This window comes from Mesorhizobium sp. 01N446 (assembly GCF_056399285.1).
The window spans coordinates 1,174,254-1,189,774 of record NZ_JBFTRA010000001.1; the positions used below are offsets into that span (position 1 = coordinate 1,174,254).

Here is a 15,521-nt window from a genome sequence, read left to right on the forward strand (position 1 = left end):
GCAATCCCCTTGAAAAGGGATCATGCCGTTACGCCACTCCAGCGATCGCCCTGGCGAATTCGCTTGCCGAGAAAGGTTCGAGGTCGTCGACCTGTTCGCCGACGCCGATGAAATAGACCGGCAATTTGTGCTTTGCCGCGATCGCCACCAGAATACCGCCGCGCGCCGTGCCGTCCAGCTTGGTCATCACCAGGCCGTTGACGCCGGCGATGTTGCGGAAGATCTCGACCTGGTTGAGCGCGTTCTGGCCGGTGGTGGCGTCGACCGTCTGCAGCACGGTGTGCGGCGCTTCCGGGTCGAGCTTGCCCAGCACGCGCACGATCTTTTCCAGTTCCGCCATCAGCTCGGTCTTGTTCTGCAGACGGCCGGCGGTGTCGATGATCAGCACGTCGGAGCCGGCCTCCTTCGCCTTCTCGAAGGCATCGTAAGCGAGGCCGGCGGCGTCGGCGCCGAGCTTGGAGGCGATGACGGGCGATTTCGTGCGCTCGCCCCAGATCTTCAGCTGTTCGATGGCGGCAGCGCGAAAGGTGTCGCCGGCGGCAAGCATCACCGACAGGCCGCCATCGGTCAGTTTTGCCGCCAGCTTGCCGATGGTCGTGGTCTTGCCGGTGCCGTTGACGCCGACCACCAGGATGACATGCGGCTTGTGCGAGAGGTCGAGCTCCAGCGGCCGGGCGACCGGGGTCAGCACCTTCTCCACCTCGGCCGCCATGACGGTGCGGACATCCGTATCGGAGACATCCTTGCCGTAGCGGCTGGCGGCCAGCGCGTCGGTGATACGAAGCGCGGTTTCCATGCCGAGGTCGGCCCGGATCAGCACGTCCTCCAGATCCTGCAGCGTCTCTTCGTCCAGCTTGCGCTTGGTGAAGACGCCGGCGATGTTGCCGGTCAGTTCGCGCGACGAACGGGCAAGCCCGTCCCGCATACGCTGGAACCAGGAGCGCCGCGGCGCCGGCTCCGGCGCTTTTACCGGCTCGGCCTTCTGCTCGACTTTTTTGGCGACGGTCACCTTGCCGGGAGAGGGTTTCGGCTCGGGCTGTGGTTGTGGGACAGGTGGCGCGACGGGCGTGCGCTTTACCTCCCCGTCGATGGGGGAGGTCCCAAGCGCAGCTTGGGGGTGGGGGTGACTGGTGCCAGCGTCGGCGCTGTCACCCCTCCCCGCCACTTCGTGGCGACCCTCCCCATCGAGGGGAGGGTGGGGCGTCGGCGCTTCTTCCTTCTCCCCGTCCCTATACGGGGAGAAGGTGCCGGCAGGCGGATGGGGGGCGGCGCTAATCTCCGAAGTTGGCTGCACTACAGGCGAGGCCGGTGGTGGCACCTCGACCGGTGCCGGTGTTTCGACCGGAATCTCGGCAGGCGGGGCCGGCACTTCGATCGGCGCCGGTTCGGGCTGCCCTTCCGGGCGCGGCGGTGCAATCTCCGGCTCGGCTGGTGACGGAGCAGGAACTTCTTGCGGCTGCGGCTCGGGAGCGGGCTCCGGGGCGGCGGGAGGAAGCGGAATTTCCTCAGGTGCCTGCGGCTCTGGTTTTGGCGCGGGTGCCGGTTCTTCGACCGGCGCGGGCTCAGGCAGCGGTTCCGGTTCAGACGGAACGACTGGCTCCGGCTGAGCCGGAATGGATGGAGCGGGTTCGGGTGCCGGCTCTTCAACAGGCGCCGGCGCACTCTTTACCTCCCCCTCGATGGGGGAGATCCCAAGCGTAGCTTGGGGGTGGGGGTGACTGGCACTGGCGTCGATGTCTGCGCCATCACCCCTCCCCGCCACTTCGTGGCGACCTTCCAGGGGAGGGTGAGGCGCTGGTTCTGGCTCGGTCAGCGCGACCTCCGCCTCGGGCAGGGGCTCCTCGCGCTTCAAAAACTCCGGAACGACCTGTTCGGCGGCCGGTTTCAGCGCATCGAGCTGGTCCCATTTGATCGGCGGCAGCGGGGCGGTCTCGTCAACGCGCTCCTCGACAACCTCTTTCTTGCCGAACGAAAATATCTTCTTGAAAAAACCAGCCATGCTTTGCGTTTCTCAGGCGGCGCGGGCGGCAAGCGGCACTGCGTTGAGCCGGGCGCCATCGTGGCCAGTAATTGTCGCTTCGACGATCTCGCCCGGCGTGCCCGTGCCGAGCGCGGCAAGCGTGAAGCCTTCGGTGCGGCCAAGCCCGTCACGCTCGATCAGGATCGACTGACGGGTTCCAGGCAGCGAGGAGAGATGCCGCCGATACGCGGCCTCGCCGGCGGCACGCAAGCGGGCGGCGCGCTGCTTGACCAGTTCGCGGCGGACCTGCGGCATGCGCGCGGCGGGCGTGCCTTCGCGCGGTGAAAACGGGAACACGTGAAGGTGAGTCAGGCCACATTCCTCGATGATCTTTATCGAGTTCTCGAACATCGCGTCGGTCTCGGTCGGGAAGCCGGCGATGATGTCGGCACCGAAAACGATTGCCGGGCGCAGTTTGCGGACATCCTCGCAGAAACGGATCGACTGGTCGCGCAGGTGCCTGCGCTTCATGCGCTTCAGGATCATGTCGTCGCCGGATTGCAGCGACAGATGCAGATGCGGCATCAGCCTGGATTCGCTGGCGATGGCGTCGAGCAAGTCGTCATCGGCCTCGATCGAATCGATCGAGGATAGCCGCAGGCGCTTCACGTCGGGTACCTGCTTCAAAATGGTCTTCACCAGTTTGCCGAGTTTCGGCGCGCCCGGCAGGTCGGCGCCGAAAGAAGTCATGTCGACGCCGGTCAGCACGATCTCGGCATAGCCGTTGCCGGCGAGCCGCTTGACCTGCTCGACCACGGCGCCCATCGGCACCGAGCGCGAATTGCCGCGGCCGTAAGGGATGATGCAGAAGGTGCAGCGGTGGTCGCAGCCATTCTGCACCTGGACGAAGGCGCGCGCCCGGCCCTCGATGGCGTCGACCATATGACCGGCGGTCTCGCGCACCGAGAAGATATCGTTGACGCGGGCTTTCTCGGTGTCGTTGACGCCGAAATCCGGCAGCGCGCGGTACGAGTTTGCCTTCAGCTTCTCCTCATTGCCAAGCACGAGATCGACCTCGTCCATGGCGGCGAATTTTTCGGGCTCGGTCTGGGCGGCGCAGCCGGTGACGATGATGCGCGCCTGCGGGTTGTCGCGGCGCGCCTTGCGGATCGCCTGTTTGGCCTGGCGCACCGCCTCGCCGGTGACGGCGCAGGTGTTGAAGATCACGGCGCCGCCTTGCAGCGCGCCGAGCCCGGCGCTTTCGGCCTCGCGCCGCATCACTTCGGATTCATAGGTGTTCAGCCGGCAGCCGAAGGTCACCACGTCGATGCGGCTGGGGGCCTCGGAAAGGGAGCCGTCGACATCCTGGCTCCTGGACAGAGCAACCGACATCAGGCCGCGCTTTCGGTGTCGCGGGCCCAGGTGCCGGTCGAGGGATCGAAGCTGCCGGAAAATTCCCATTCGGCCGCACCGGTCAGGATGACGTGGTCGTCATCGCGCCATTCGACATGCAGCGTGCCGCCGCCCGGGGTCAGCAGGTTGACGCTGCGGCCGGTGCGCCTGGTGCGGGCCGCGGCCACAACTGAGGCGCAAGCCGCGGAGCCGCAGGCCTTGGTCAGGCCGGCGCCGCGCTCCCAGGTGCGGATGATCATGCTCTCGGGCGAGGTCACCTGGGCGATGGTGATGTTGGCGCGCTCGGGGAAGATCGGGTGGTTTTCGAGCAGCGGACCGAAGCGCTCGAGCTCATAGGACCAGACATCGCGGTCGACCCAGAAGATCGCATGCGGGTTGCCCATCGACACGGCGGAGGGTGAGTGCAGCACCGGCGCGTCGATCGGGCCGATCTGCAATTCGATCATGCGGGTGTCGCGGAACTCCTCGGCCAGCGGGATCTCCTGCCAGCCGAAATGCGGTATGCCCATGTCGACCGAGATCGTGCCGTCGGCATGTTCCAGGGCGTTGAGGATGCCGGCGCGCGTCTCGAAGGTGAAGGTCTTCTGGCCGGTCTCGGCGGCGAGCGCCTGGACGACGCAGCGCATGCCGTTGCCGCAAGCCTGCGCACTGGTGCCGTCGGAATTCAGGATGTCGACATAGTAGGCGGTGCCCGGCGTCTTCGCATCGTGGATCGCCATGATCTGGTCGAAGCGGGTCGCGGCATCCGCGTTCATCGCAAGGGCTGCGGCCGCCGTCACCTGATCGGCACGGCCGCGCATATCGGCGACGATGATCTCGTTGCCGATGCCGTTCATCTTGGCGAAAGGGGCAGTGCTTGCCATTGCTCCGCGAAATTCCGTGTCCGTTTGGCGCTATATGGCGGAAACGGGCGGGAATTACCAGTGCAGGAGACCGTTTCGAAATTCGCTCTGGCGAGTCATATGATGGTGGTTTCGAGAACTGGAGCGCAGCGGACTTTTGGTCCATGAGCACCGAAAGCGCAGAAAACGCCTTCAGTTGGCCGCCAGAGCAGAGTTTCAAACGGTCTCTTATGTCACGGCAAAGATGCCTAGCACCACCAGCAGGAAGATGACGAGAACGATGCCGATGAGGATACGCGCGCCGGTGGCGGCGGCTCCGGCCAGCGCCGGCATGCCGAGCAGGCTCGCCGCGGCGGCGACGATAAGCAGAATGATGATCCATTTGATCATGGGAATGCCTCGCAAACCGACAGATTTGAACCGCATGAAAACGCTTCCGTCGCGCTTGGGTTCCCGCCGGCCTGCGAGGCGATGTCGGCGGAAAAACTAACCGGCGATCTCGATGTCGGTGCTGAACGGCGCCGTCTTGGTCGAGTTCTGGTCGTGCATGAGGAAATTGCACTTGTATTTCCCGGCCGGCAGACCATCGAGCGACAGGTCGAGCTTGAAGAACAGTTCGCGGTTGTGCGAGCGGGAAGCGACCTGAACGCTGCCGATCTTCTCGAAAGTGCCCAGGGCATCGCCCGTGTCGGAAAGCACGGTGAGGTCGACGGAAAGCGCGATCTGGCTGTTGCCCAGCCCGTCCGAGCCATAGCCATAGCCGACGGGCTCCATATAGAGCACGACCTTCTCGCCGGGCTTGTAGATGTGATTGGCGCGCTCGGTGTAGATGCCGAAGCCGCCGGCCGAATCGACCTGTTTGACATTCTGCACGGCGAGCGGCATCGCTTGCCACAAGGCCTCCTCGGCGCCGCGGAATTTCTCCAGCGCACCGGCTCCGTCACCGGCCTGCAGCGCCTTTTCGGCATCGGCGGCCCGATCCGCGATGTCACCGGCGAAAGCCGCCGGCGCAGAAATTGCCACCACCATCAAAGCTGCAATGATTGATTTCATCCGAGGTCCCCTTTTGCTGGCCGGACCATCTGTGAAAATGATCGTGCCGTAAATGGCCAATACGGATTTCAGCGCTGCTCGATCTCCGGCACGTGCCAGACCTCGCCGGGTTGCAAGGCGCGAAAGCGTTCCCGCGGCAGGCCCTCGGCGTCCAGCGCCTCGGCCAATTTGCGGACCGGCTCGTCCATCGGTTCGTCGGTGAGCTGAAAAGTGCCCCAGTGGCAGCCGGCGGCGAAGGCGGCCTTGCACAGCTTCATGCCTTGCACCGCTTCGTCCGGGTTCTGGTGCTGCGGCGCCATGAACCAGCGCGGCTCGTAGGCGCCGATCGGCAGGATGGCGAAGCGGAAGCCGCCATGTTTGTCCGCCATCAGCCGGTAGTTGATGCCGTCATGGAAGCCGGTGTCGCCGGCGAAATAGAGTTTGCCGCCCGGCGCCTCGATGACGAAGCCGGCCCACAGCGCCATGCGCCGGTCGCGGGCGCCGCGCGCCGACCAGTGATGCGCCGGCTCGATGTGGATGGCGGTGCGGTCTGCGATATCGACCCGCTCGCCCCAGTCATGCGCCGCCAGCCGCATGCCGGGAACCGCCTCGCCGATCAGCACGTCGTTGCCGAGCGGCGTCACCACCAGCGGATCGTGTCTTTGCTTCAGCCGCTTCAGCGTGGCGAGGTCGAGATGGTCATAATGGTTGTGGCTGACCAGCACGAGGTCGATCGGCGGCAGATCGTCAAAGGCGATGCCCGGCGCATTGACGCGTTTTGGCCCGGCGAAGGAAAACGGCGAGGTGCGCTGCGACCAGACCGGGTCGGTGAGGATGTTCAGCCCGGCCGTTTGGATCAGCAGCGTGGAGTGACCGACCATGGTCACGGTCAGAACGGAGCCGTCTACCCGCGCGGCTGGCCTTGCCTGCGGAAAGGGACTCGGACTGGTCGCCGGCCATTTCGCGCGCTGGCCGTTGAACTGCCATTTCATGAGATCGGTGAAGCGGCCAGGCATCCGGCCGCCGGGATTGAAGAACAAGGTGCCATCGAAATGGTCGCTGGGCGGACCTCTGTAATAGCGGTTGGCGGCTTTCTTTCCTGCGGCCAAGCTCGGTGCTCCAGCGGGTTTCGGCTCTTTGACATAGGTACCGCGCCGGTCGGCGCAAGCATCGCGTTGCGGAATTCCTGGGTCGCGGCGCGTGGGCAACAGGCTCGCGTGCTGGTGACGGCCACACCTTTCAGTGTACCATCGCCAGGCGCAAGGAGGGTCTGGCCATGCGGCGGCTGGCAATTCTGGTGGTCATCGCAACCGCGTCGATGGCATCGATGGCTGTGGGGCAGACACGGGAAGACAAGCCCAGTGCTTGCAGCCATGCGCCAACCATCATGGCAGCGGCCGATTTTCTGCTCGCAGAGCCGGCAAAATTCCCGAATTTCTGGCGCGATCGTTTCGGCGACGACGCCGCTTATCTGAAGATACGCTATGGCGATCTCAGCCATGCCGAGGGCTTGGCGCTTCTGGCTGACTTGGAGAAACGCAGCCATCCGCCGCTGCGCATTGTCGAACTGAGGCTCGCCCACGCAACGACGCCGGAGCGGGCAGCGATGCTTGCCGGCATACAACCGCAACCCAACGCGAATTCCATTGTGCCTGAGCTTGGCCCATCTGCCTGGCGCGCGCTTGTCACCGAGGATGGTGGCGACTGGCTGCTGGGTGAAGTCGCGCGCTGGCAGACATCCGATGGCTACAATGCATGGGCCGCCATGGAGGGGATCGCGCCGGCCCTTGCCGACCTCGATGATGAGGCGAAGTCGCGCTTTGCCAAAAGGGCGGAAGATGCTGGCCTTTGGCGGCTGGCGCTTCGGTTGCGGGCAACCCAGGATGATCTCGCCGATTATGTCGCATATCTCGATCGGCTTCCGGCCGCGGCCGAAAAGGACGCTCGCGCGCAATTGATACGCGAGGCGCTGTACGTCGCTGATCTTCGTCCTTCCTTCGATATTTCCAGGCAGCCGGCAGAGGTCCAGGCGATCGACCGCAAGAATGGCATGGGTTCGGTTCTGCGCACTATCGGGCGCCTTGTTGCGAATGTTCCTCAAACCGCGATGCTGCTGCAGGTGATAAATTACAGCGGTGACCTGCGCGTCGGCACAACAGTGGCCGAAGCCCTCAACGCGCGCATTGAAGCAAAACAGTTCGACCCGATCAACAATCCCGATGCCGTCACGGCTGCCATGCTCGATGGGCTCGACTATATTCTCGGCCGCAAGGAGCGGGAGAATATCTTGGCTGGCTTTGGGGTTTCCGAAATGCGGGGCGAAACAGCGGAGTCTTTCGTCGAAAGGGCGTTGACGCGGTTTGCCCTGGCGCCCTTCATGCAAGGTGGTGCGGTGCAACCGCCACCTCGTCCGCAACAGCTCGCAGCCGCCTTCCCCTGGGAACAGTGGGTCGGATTGGCCACCAAGCTGAAGGCTGGCGAACCGGTCTCTCCGCAAGATCGCGTCGTCGCGGCGGATGTCATGATCGCAGCCGACCGCCCTTCAGATGCCTTGGCTTTGCTAAAAACAGCCGATGACTGGAAGACGGCGCTGCTGCGAACTCATGAAATGGCGCTCGCGCTGGACCGCCGATGCGCCGATCTCCTGCGGCCAGCAGTGGCTCTTGCGCAACCACTCTACCGCTTCGATCCGCGCTAGCCCGGGCAGGAGCCGGCAATAAGGATCGACGCCGCCCGAGCGCCCTTTGAGAAAATGGACTTTTGGCCGGCAGGTATTTTGCGATAAATTTGCAACAATCTTGCCGCAAACCCTATTTTAACCATATCGGGTTGAAATTTCGCCACCTTCTCCATCTTGGTGGAGGGTGATATTGCGCGGACGGCATTCCCCCCAGCCGGATCCGACGGAGGTTGTAATGAATTTTTCGAAAAGCGGTCTGGTGGCCGTATCGCTGGCGACGCTCGTTGCGAGCGGCTGCTCAACCTCACGCTTCTCGTCTATGGACGACCAGCAGCCGGCGCCGCTGCAGCCGGCGCCGGCTGGCCAGGTGACCGCCAACCAGCTGCCGCCACCGGCTTCGCCGGGCGCCACCGACCCGTCGAAGTTCCCAACCGCGCCGGCGAACACGCAGGTTGCATCCTTGCCGCCCGACGGCCAAGCGCCCGCCGGAGCTTCGGATCTCAGCGCGGCAAGCGTCGCCGGCGTCTGGAACGCCAGCGTGTCCGGCCAGAGCTGCAAGATCGCGACGCCGCAGACCAAGTTCGGCGCCGGCTTCCGCGCCGGGCCGCTGCATTGCCCCGCGCCGATCGACGGCATCAAGTCGTGGAACGTCGCCGGCAAGCAGCTGACGCTTTACGATGAGAATGGCGGCTCGCTGGCGCGGCTCTATTCCTCGGGCGGCTCGAAATTCGACGGCCAGACTTCCAACGGGCAGCCGATCTCGCTTACAAGGTAGGCCCGACTTCTCAATGCATGTCGTCCAGAAGGTCCCCCCTTTGGGACGGCGACATGCATAGAACAAACGACGTGACCGATGCATCTGCGTGACGGCCTCCAGACCCATGCGACCGTCAGGCAGCGCTACGACCATCTGGTGGAGACCGGCGCGATCGAACGCGATCCGACGCAGGAACGCATCGCCGCGGCACTCGACCGGCTGACATCGGAAATCTCGGCAAAACGGCTGGCGCACAAATCCAGTGCGCTGGGCTGGCTGTTCGCCCGCAAGCGCGAGACGCGGGACATCGTCAAGGGCCTCTACATCCATGGCGGCGTCGGCCGCGGCAAGACCATGCTGATGGACATGTTCTTCGAGCTGCTGCCGGTCCGGCGCAAGCGCCGCGTGCATTTCAACGACTTCATGGCCGACGTGCAGGACCGCATCCAGAAGCACCGGCAGGCGCGCAAGAATGGCGACGTCAAAGAGGACGATCCGATCCCGCCGGTGGCCAAGGCGCTGGCCGAGCAGGCCTGGGTGCTGTGCTTCGACGAATTCTCGGTCACCGACATTGCCGACGCAATGATCCTGTCCAGGCTGTTTTCGGCGCTGTTCGCCAATGGCGTGGTGTTGATCGCCACCTCGAACGTGGCGCCGGAAAATCTCTACCGCGATGGGCTCAACCGCCAGCTGTTCCTGCCGTTCATCGGCATTCTGGAGCGGCACGCGCAGGTGCTGTCACTCGACAGCGACAAGGATTACCGGCTGGAAAAGCTCGCCCGCACGCCGGTCTATGTCACGCCGGCCGATGAAGCGGCCGACAAATTGCTCGACGAGGCCTGGCGGACGATGACGCGCGGCGCGCCGACAGAAGCGACCTCGCTGACATTGAAGGGCCGGCAGGTGGTGGTGCCGGCCGCTGCGGGAGACGCGGCGCGGTTTTCCTTCGCCGATCTCTGCGAAAAACCACTCGGCGCGCGCGATTTCCTGGCCATCGCAGGACGCTTCTCGACCGTTTTCATCGACCATGTGCCGGTGCTGGGCGAAGGCAAGCGCAACGAGGCCAAGCGCTTCATCCTGTTGATCGACACGCTTTACGATCATCACGTGCGGCTGGTGGTGAGCGCCGAGGCGGCGCCGCAAGAGCTCTATGTGGCCAAGCGCGGCGTCGAAGTGTTCGAGTTCGAACGCACGGCCTCACGCCTGATCGAGATGCAGAGCCGCGACTGGCTGGAGGACTGGGCGGAGCGGCGGAAAGAAAAGGCGCCGCCGGCCGAGGCGCCGCGGGCTCAGGCCCTGCCTTCGTCGCCCTAAGCAGCGGAGACGCAGGGCAAAAAGAGGACCCTGGCCGCTAGAGCCTGTAGGCATACATGACGAAACCCTCGGCTTCTCCATGCGGCTCCTTGCGCGACTCGTAGAGTGCACGGGCCGGGAGGTTGTCGGGTTCGGTGCCGACCCAGGCTTCCTCGCAGCCATTCTCCCTGCCGATCGCGAACATCGCGTCGAGCATTTCGCGTGCGATGCCCTGGCGCTGGAAGGCGGGCGATACGCCGACCTCGTCGATATAGAGTTCGCTGACCTTGTCGGGATGGCGGTGGATGACGGCGGCACATTGACCGACGACCACGCCATCGGCGAGCGCGACGACCATGAAATGGCCGGGTTGGCCGAGATAGGCCGACAACCGGTCCGGCCTGACCGGCTCGTCGAACACATCCTCGGCAACCCGCATCACAAGGGCGTCATCACCGGCCTCAAGCCTTACGATCTCCATCTTCATTGTGTAAATTCTCCCAAGTCGGCTTACAAACTTTAACGTTTACGTAAATCCCAATCCATCTAACCGATTGAAAATGCTCACTCCAAAATAATCGTTTGAATTTATCTTGCACCGGGGCTATTGGGTGCGGCGAAATCTCGCGGGTTTCCTCGGCATTCCGGCCTCTTCCTCGACGCCGTCATCAAGTCGTCAAAGATTTGGGCGCAGTCACAGACAAAGGGAAAACATCCTCACATGGCACGCAACAAGATAGCGCTTATCGGCTCGGGCATGATCGGCGGCACGCTGGCCCACATGATCGGCCTCAAGGACCTCGGCGACGTGGTTCTGTTCGATATTGCCGAGGGTATTCCGCAAGGCAAGGGGCTCGATATCGCGCAGTCGTCGCCGGTCGATGGTTTCGACTCCCGACTGACCGGCGTCAACGACTATGCCGGTATCGAGGGTGCTGACGTCTGCATCGTCACCGCCGGCGTGCCGCGCAAGCCGGGCATGAGCCGCGACGACCTGCTCGGCATCAACCTCAAGGTCATGGAACAGGTCGGAGCCGGCCTGAAGAAGTACGCGCCGAAGGCCTTCGTCATCTGCATCACCAACCCGCTCGACGCCATGGTGTGGGCGCTGCAGAAGTTTTCCGGCCTGCCCAAGACCCATGTGGTCGGCATGGCCGGCGTGCTCGACAGCGCGCGCTTCCGCTACTTCCTGGCCGAGGAATTCAAGGTGTCGGTCGAGGACGTCACCGCCTTCGTGCTCGGCGGCCACGGCGATTCCATGGTGCCGATGATCCGCTATTCGACGGTGTCGGGCATTCCGCTGCCCGACCTCGTCAAGATGGGCTGGACCTCGAAGGAGAAGCTCGACCAGATCGTGCAGCGCACCCGTGACGGCGGCGCCGAGATCGTCGGCCTGCTCAAGACCGGCTCGGCCTATTACGCGCCGGCGGCCTCGGCGATCCAGATGGCCGAAGCCTATCTCAAGGACAAGAAGCGTGTTCTGCCTTGCGCCGCGCACCTGTCCGGCCAGTATGGCGTCAAGGGCACCTATGTCGGCGTTCCCGTGGTGATCGGCGCCGGCGGCGTCGAGCGCATCATCGAGATCGACCTCAACAAGGCCGAGCAGAAGATGTTCGAGAGCTCGGTGGCGACGGTGCAGGGCCTGACCGAGGCCTGCGTCAAGATCGCGCCGCAGCTCGCCTCGAAGTGAACCCAGCCAAAAGACAACCCCCGGCAAAAAGACCTGGAGATCGTTCCCATGAACATCCATGAATATCAGGGCAAGGCGCTGCTGAAGAGCTTTGGCGCGCCGGTGGCCGAAGGCGTGCCGGTGTTCAAGGCAAGCGAGGCCGAAGCCGCGGCACAAGCGCTGCCCGGCCCGCTCTATGTGGTGAAGAGCCAGATCCACGCCGGCGGCCGCGGCAAGGGCAAGTTCAAGGAGCTCGGCCCCGACGCCAAGGGTGGCGTGCGGTTGGCGAAGTCGGTCGCCGACGTCGTCGCCAACGCCAACGAGATGCTCGGTCACACGCTGGTGACCAAGCAGACCGGCCCGGCCGGCAAGCAGGTCAACCGCCTCTATATCGAGGACGGCGCCGAAATCGAGCGCGAGCTTTATCTGTCGATCCTGGTCGACCGTTCGGTCGGCCGCATTGCCTTCGTCGTCTCGACCGAAGGCGGCATGGATATCGAGGCGGTCGCCCACGACACGCCGGAAAAGATCATCACCGTCGCCATCGATCCGGAAAAGGGTGTGACGGCGGATGACGTCAAGGCGCTCAACGGCGCGTTGAAGCTCGACGGCGACGCCGCCAAGGATGGCGGCACGCTGTTCCCGATCCTCTACAAGGCCTTCGTCGAGAAGGACATGAGCCTGCTCGAGGTCAACCCGCTGATCGTCATGAAGAACGGCCGGCTGCGCGTGCTCGACGCCAAAGTGTCGTTCGACAACAACGCGCTGTTCCGCCACCCCGACGCGCTCGAACTGCGCGACACCACCGAAGAGGACGAGAAGGAAATCGAGGCGTCGAAATACGACCTCGCCTATGTCGCGCTCGACGGCAATATCGGCTGCATGGTCAACGGCGCCGGCCTTGCCATGGCAACGATGGACATCATCAAGCTCTATGGTGCCGAGCCCGCCAACTTCCTCGATGTCGGCGGCGGCGCGTCCAAGGAAAAAGTGACGGCGGCGTTCAAGATCATCACCAAGGACCCTGCGGTCAAAGGCATACTGATCAACATCTTCGGCGGCATCATGAAGTGCGACATCATCGCCGAGGGCGTGATCGCCGCGGTCAAGGAAGTCGGGCTCAAGGTGCCGCTGGTGGTGCGCCTGGAAGGCACCAATGCCGAGCTCGGCAAGAAGATCATCAACGACAGCGGCCTGAACGTGGTGTCGGCCGATGATCTGGACGACGCAGCCAAGAAGATCGTGGCGGCGGTGAAGGGCTGAGCCTGTGCCTCCGCGCAAGATAAACCTCGTCGAGGCGGCGGATCAGAAGATCGAGAAGGTCTTCGATCCGCATATCGCCGGCGACGTCAATGACAGCCAGGCGAAGGTCGCCAAGTTCGGCGAGGCTTTCGACTGGCACGCTCATGACAATGAGGACGAGGCGTTCCTGGTGCTGCGCGGGCGCATCGCCATCGATTTCCGCGACGGTCCGGTCGAGCTTGGCGAGGGCGATTTCATCGTCGTGCCGCGCGGTGTCGAGCACCGGCCGCGTTCGCTGACATCAGAACCCGTGGTGCTGATGTTCGAGCCGGCGACGACGCTCAACACCGGCAACGCCAAGAGCGATCTCACCGTCACCGATCTGAAGCGGCTCTGACCCATGAACGCTGCATCCTTTTCTTCGCTTTCGGCCGATCACCAGCGCTTGCAGGTGTTGGTCGGCGCGTGGCGCGGCGAGGAAGAGGTGGCGGACACACAATGGGCCGATGGCGGCTCGGCGACTTCCGAAGTGCTGGCAGAGGCACAGTTCGGCGGCCTGTTCGTGGTGCAGCGCTATCGCCAGCGCCGCGACGGCACGATTTCCTTCGGCGCGCACAGCGTGTTCGGCTTCGACCAGCAAAACAGCCTCGTCACCATGCATCAGTTCGATTCGATGGGCTTCGTGCCGGCCTCGCCTGCCACGGGCACATGGGACGACACCACGCTGACGCTGCTGCGCTCATCACCGCGCGGGGCCGCACGCGTGACCTACGATTTCGACGGCAGCGACAGCTATCGTATGCGGTTGCAATTCCGACCCGTTGGCAGCGATGGCTGGCAAGACATGGTGAGCGGCGTCTATCGGCGCGTCCCGCCCTCTGAGTTCGGGGAAGGCTGAGCGATGGAGATCGTGGGCAAGACGGTTGAAGGATTACACATAATCACACATATTATGGCTGTGTGTTTATGTGGAGACGCGCGATGAAGAATGTCACCCTGGCCATGGACGAAGCTCTGCTCGAACAGGCGCGAGGCCTTGCCGGGCGCCGCAAGACGACCCTTAACGCCCTCATTCGTTCACTGCTTGCCCATGAAGTGGAGCAGGAAGACCGGATTGCCTGGGCCAAAGCAGGAATGAGGCGGCTCATGGACGAGGCCGCGAAACGGAGCGATAGCGCCGACACCCCTTACAAGTGGGATCGAAGGGACGCCTATGCCGACCGGCAAGATCGACTGCTTTCTCGACACGAACGTCCTGATCTACGCCGCTTCGGAGAAGAATCGTGACCCACGCCGCGCGCCAATCGCCGGGGATCTGGTGTCGAGCACTGTCTTCGGCGTGTCGGGGCAGACTTTGGCCGAATTCGCCGCTGTGGCGCGCGGGAAATCCCTTCTGGGGGACGATCTGCTCGACCAATGGCTGGTCCTCCTCGGGACCTGTCCGTTGGTGCCTGTCGATGAAAGCTATGTTCGCTCGGGACTCGACCTCGCGCGCCGTTACGGAATTCACTATTACGACGCCGCGCTTCTTGCCGCGGCTGAATATCTCGGCGCTCCGATTTTCTACACCGAAGATCTCAACCACAACCAGGTTTATGGCTCGGTCCGAGCCGTCAATCCTTTCTTGTAATCGCTGAATCCAGAGGCGTAATCACCCATGTCCATTCTCGTCGACAAGAACACCAAGGTGCTGGTGCAGGGCCTGACCGGCAAGACCGGCACGTTCCACACCGAACAGGCGCTGGCCTATCACGGCACCAAGATGGTGGGCGGCATCCATCCCAAGAAGGGCGGCGAGACGTGGACCGGGTCGAAGGGCGAGAGCTTGCCGATCTTCGCCACCGTCGCCGAAGGCAAGGAGAAGACCGGCGCCAACGCGTCCGTCGTCTATGTGCCGCCGGCGGGTGCCGCCGAAGCGATCCTGGAAGCGATCGAGGCGGAAATCCCGCTGATCATCTGCATCACCGAAGGCATTCCGGTGATGGACATGGTCAAGGTCAAGGCGCGGCTCGACCGCTCGACTTCGCGGCTGATCGGCCCGAACTGCCCAGGCGTGCTCACGCCCGACGAATGCAAGATCGGCATCATGCCCGGAAACATCTTCCGCAAGGGCTCGGTCGGCGTTGTTTCGCGCTCGGGAACACTTACCTATGAGGCTGTGTTCCAGACCACCAATGTCGGCCTCGGGCAGACCACAGCCGTCGGCATCGGTGGCGATCCGGTCAAGGGCACCGAGTTCATCGACGTGCTCGAGATGTTCCTCGCCGACGACGAGACCAAGTCGATCATCATGATCGGCGAGATCGGCGGTTCGGCCGAGGAAGACGCCGCGCAGTTCCTCAAGGACGAAGCCAAGCGTGGCCGCAAGAAGCCGATGGCCGGCTTCATCGCCGGGCGCACGGCGCCGGCCGGCCGCACCATGGGCCATGCCGGCGCGGTCATCTCCGGCGGCAAAGGCGGCGCCGAGGACAAGATCGCGGCGATGGAATCGGCCGGAATAAAAGTATCGCCCTCGCCGGCACGGCTGGGCACGACCTTGGTCGAGGCGATCAAGGGTTAAGGCAGTAAGGGAGTAGGGCAGTATGGCAGTAGGGGAATAGGAAGAACGGGACGAGCGGCGGCAACGCCACTTT

At 63.8% G+C, this 15,521-nt stretch carries 17 protein-coding genes; 10 read left to right on the forward strand and 7 right to left on the reverse strand.

Annotated features, from left to right (window positions below):
• Positions 1 to 28 precede the first annotated feature (28 nt).
• The 6 genes from ftsY to AC1DPX_RS05565 all read right to left on the reverse strand — a co-directional run bounded on the left by ftsY (position 29) and on the right by AC1DPX_RS05565 (position 6,356).
• A complete protein-coding gene (gene ftsY / locus AC1DPX_RS05540; protein ID WP_477235126.1) occupies positions 29 to 1,999 on the reverse strand; it encodes a signal recognition particle-docking protein FtsY in 1,971 nt (656 codons plus the stop codon).
• Between the two features lie 12 nt (positions 2,000 to 2,011).
• A complete protein-coding gene (gene mtaB, locus AC1DPX_RS05545; protein ID WP_202357184.1) occupies positions 2,012 to 3,352 on the reverse strand; it encodes a tRNA (N(6)-L-threonylcarbamoyladenosine(37)-C(2))-methylthiotransferase MtaB in 1,341 nt (446 codons plus the stop codon).
• The gene (dapF, locus tag AC1DPX_RS05550) at positions 3,352 to 4,236 is read right to left on the reverse strand and encodes a diaminopimelate epimerase (protein ID WP_202357185.1); all 885 of its coding nucleotides are present in this window, start codon (positions 4,234 to 4,236) and stop codon (positions 3,352 to 3,354) included. The genes mtaB and dapF overlap by 1 nt, the downstream gene beginning before the upstream one ends.
• 207 nt (positions 4,237 to 4,443) lie before the next feature.
• Positions 4,444 to 4,605 (reverse strand): DUF1328 family protein, encoded by a 162-nt coding sequence (locus AC1DPX_RS05555; protein ID WP_010912345.1) that lies wholly within the window; start codon positions 4,603 to 4,605, stop codon positions 4,444 to 4,446.
• A gap of 96 nt (positions 4,606 to 4,701) precedes the next feature.
• A complete protein-coding gene (locus AC1DPX_RS05560) occupies positions 4,702 to 5,268 on the reverse strand; it encodes a DUF2059 domain-containing protein (protein ID WP_202357186.1) in 567 nt (188 codons plus the stop codon).
• A gap of 68 nt (positions 5,269 to 5,336) precedes the next feature.
• The gene (locus AC1DPX_RS05565) at positions 5,337 to 6,356 is read right to left on the reverse strand and encodes an MBL fold metallo-hydrolase (RefSeq protein WP_202357187.1); all 1,020 of its coding nucleotides are present in this window, start codon (positions 6,354 to 6,356) and stop codon (positions 5,337 to 5,339) included.
• A gap of 167 nt (positions 6,357 to 6,523) precedes the next feature.
• Between AC1DPX_RS05565 and AC1DPX_RS05570 the strand changes: the two genes are divergently transcribed.
• From AC1DPX_RS05570 to zapE, 3 genes are all read left to right on the forward strand, one after another.
• Complete coding sequence (locus AC1DPX_RS05570; protein WP_477235128.1) at positions 6,524 to 7,945, forward strand: hypothetical protein; 1,422 nt, start codon at positions 6,524 to 6,526, stop codon at positions 7,943 to 7,945.
• A 217-nt stretch (positions 7,946 to 8,162) separates the two neighbouring features.
• Positions 8,163 to 8,702 (forward strand): protease inhibitor Inh/omp19 family protein, encoded by a 540-nt coding sequence (locus AC1DPX_RS05575; protein WP_477235130.1) that lies wholly within the window; start codon positions 8,163 to 8,165, stop codon positions 8,700 to 8,702.
• A gap of 78 nt (positions 8,703 to 8,780) precedes the next feature.
• On the forward strand, positions 8,781 to 9,998 hold the full coding sequence (gene zapE / locus AC1DPX_RS05580; protein WP_477235132.1) for a cell division protein ZapE: 1,218 nt from the start codon (positions 8,781 to 8,783) through the stop codon (positions 9,996 to 9,998).
• 37 nt (positions 9,999 to 10,035) lie between these two features.
• Here the strand turns inward: zapE and AC1DPX_RS05585 are convergent, their stop codons facing one another.
• The gene (locus AC1DPX_RS05585; RefSeq protein ID WP_477235134.1) at positions 10,036 to 10,464 is read right to left on the reverse strand and encodes a GNAT family N-acetyltransferase; all 429 of its coding nucleotides are present in this window, start codon (positions 10,462 to 10,464) and stop codon (positions 10,036 to 10,038) included.
• Between the two features lie 234 nt (positions 10,465 to 10,698).
• Between AC1DPX_RS05585 and mdh the strand changes: the two genes are divergently transcribed.
• The 7 genes from mdh to sucD all read left to right on the forward strand — a co-directional run bounded on the left by mdh (position 10,699) and on the right by sucD (position 15,448).
• Positions 10,699 to 11,667: a malate dehydrogenase gene (gene mdh / locus AC1DPX_RS05590; RefSeq protein ID WP_056574603.1), complete on the forward strand. Its 969-nt coding sequence runs from the start codon at positions 10,699 to 10,701 to the stop codon at positions 11,665 to 11,667.
• Between the two features lie 48 nt (positions 11,668 to 11,715).
• Entirely contained in the window at positions 11,716 to 12,909 is a 1,194-nt protein-coding gene (sucC, locus tag AC1DPX_RS05595; protein ID WP_477235136.1) for an ADP-forming succinate--CoA ligase subunit beta, read from the forward strand.
• Positions 12,910 to 12,913: 4 nt separating this feature from the next.
• Positions 12,914 to 13,285 carry a cupin domain-containing protein gene (locus AC1DPX_RS05600; protein ID WP_202357194.1) on the forward strand — a complete coding sequence of 124 codons (372 nt, stop codon included), beginning with the start codon at positions 12,914 to 12,916 and terminating at the stop codon, positions 13,283 to 13,285.
• 3 nt (positions 13,286 to 13,288) lie between these two features.
• Positions 13,289 to 13,786, forward strand: a complete 498-nt coding sequence (locus AC1DPX_RS05605; protein ID WP_202357195.1) for a DUF1579 family protein — start codon at positions 13,289 to 13,291, stop codon at positions 13,784 to 13,786.
• 83 nt (positions 13,787 to 13,869) lie between these two features.
• On the forward strand, positions 13,870 to 14,175 hold the full coding sequence (locus tag AC1DPX_RS05610) for a hypothetical protein (RefSeq protein WP_477235138.1): 306 nt from the start codon (positions 13,870 to 13,872) through the stop codon (positions 14,173 to 14,175).
• Complete coding sequence (locus AC1DPX_RS05615; protein ID WP_477235140.1) at positions 14,102 to 14,518, forward strand: PIN domain-containing protein; 417 nt, start codon at positions 14,102 to 14,104, stop codon at positions 14,516 to 14,518. The genes AC1DPX_RS05610 and AC1DPX_RS05615 overlap by 74 nt, the downstream gene beginning before the upstream one ends.
• A gap of 27 nt (positions 14,519 to 14,545) precedes the next feature.
• On the forward strand, positions 14,546 to 15,448 hold the full coding sequence (gene sucD, locus AC1DPX_RS05620) for a succinate--CoA ligase subunit alpha (RefSeq protein WP_115141880.1): 903 nt from the start codon (positions 14,546 to 14,548) through the stop codon (positions 15,446 to 15,448).
• Positions 15,449 to 15,521: the final 73 nt, after the last annotated feature.